Origin of the sequence: Solirhodobacter olei, from assembly GCF_004010155.1 — a bacterium.
Classification (GTDB): Bacteria; Pseudomonadota; Alphaproteobacteria; order Rhodobacterales; family Rhodobacteraceae; genus Solirhodobacter; species Solirhodobacter olei.
This window is the reverse complement of the sequence record NZ_RRYH01000087.1, coordinates 1-1,017: the sequence shown is the minus strand read 5'-3', so window position 1 is coordinate 1,017 and position 1,017 is coordinate 1. Positions and strand designations below refer to the sequence as shown.

Sequence of the window (1,017 nt, the reverse complement as noted above, 5' to 3'; positions counted from 1 at the left end):
TCAGGCCCATGCCAATTTCGGCCAAACAACTTGGCAATCCCAGCCCAAGTCTTCCCTTTCTCTTGTCGTATTGACATTGTGGATACAAGCGCTCATGTTGCGACCATGACCAAAGCTAGTATCGCCCCTTCGGAATCCGCCCGTTCTGCGACCACCGTGGTTGCAACTCGTGCCTCTACGGCCGACACCAAGGGCAGTATCAATCTAAGGATCGAGACAGGCACGCGCCAGCTCATCGACGATGCGGCGGCGGTGCTCGGCAAGACACGCACCGAGTTCATGGTGGAAAGTGCCCGGCGGCAAGCGGTCGATGTTCTGCTCGATCAGCGCCTGTTCACGCTCGACCCCGAGCGCTACGACGCCTTCATGCAGGCGCTCGACAATCCGCCCGCGCCGGGACCGAAGCTCAAGGCCCTGCTGCGCCGGACCCCGGCATGGCAGAAGTAGAAGCCACACCCGACCATCCCGAATTGCCACTGTCTGCTCCTATTCCTCTGACGGCAGAGCATGACCTTTCGGCATTCGACTGCGGTGAGCTTGCGTTGAACGACTGGCTGCGCCATCGCGCCTTGAAGAACGAAAGCCGGTTCTCGCGCACCTATGTGGTGTGCGCGAGCAATCGGGTCGTCGGCTATTTCTGCATTTCGGCCGGGTCGGTCGAGCGCGGTGCGACTCCCGGCAAGGTGCGGCGCAACGCGCCCGACCAGATTCCAGTCTCGATCATCGGCCGGCTGGCCGTTGACCTCGACCATGCGGGCAAGGGCCTCGGCGCGGACCTTTTGGCGGACGCGCTGCGCCGGATCGCGCTGGCTTCGCAAAGCATTGGTATCGGGGCTGTGATGGTCCAGGCGAAAGATGAAGCGGCTAAGCGCTTCTATCTGCGCTGTGCCGAGTTCATCGAATACCCCGAAGACAGCCGGACGCTGTTCCTGCCTATCGAAACCGTGGTCGCGGCATTTAGCTAGAGTTTGGGGGGAAACACGATGGTTCCGTCGCAAACTTCCGAGCAGGATGAGT

At 61.2% G+C, this 1,017-nt stretch carries 2 protein-coding genes; both read left to right on the top strand.

Features of this window, described 5'->3' with window-relative positions; translation table 11 throughout:
- Window positions 1-105: 105 nt before the first annotated feature.
- Window positions 106-447: a type II toxin-antitoxin system TacA family antitoxin gene (locus EIP85_RS22585; RefSeq protein ID WP_127904448.1), complete on the top strand. Its 342-nt coding sequence runs from the start codon at window positions 106-108 to the stop codon at window positions 445-447.
- Window positions 435-965, top strand: a complete 531-nt coding sequence (locus EIP85_RS22580; RefSeq protein WP_127904447.1) for a GNAT family N-acetyltransferase — start codon at window positions 435-437, stop codon at window positions 963-965. The genes EIP85_RS22585 and EIP85_RS22580 overlap by 13 nt, the downstream gene beginning before the upstream one ends.
- The last annotated feature ends 52 nt before the right edge of the window (window positions 966-1,017 follow it).

Bases quoted from the DNA above. Each gene is read 5' to 3' on its own strand.
- EIP85_RS22585 (WP_127904448.1), top strand. From the start codon at position 106: ATGACCAAAGCTAGTATCGCCCCTTCGGAATCCGCCCGTTCTGCGACC.
- EIP85_RS22580 (WP_127904447.1), top strand. From the start codon at position 435: ATGGCAGAAGTAGAAGCCACACCCGACCATCCCGAATTGCCACTGTCT.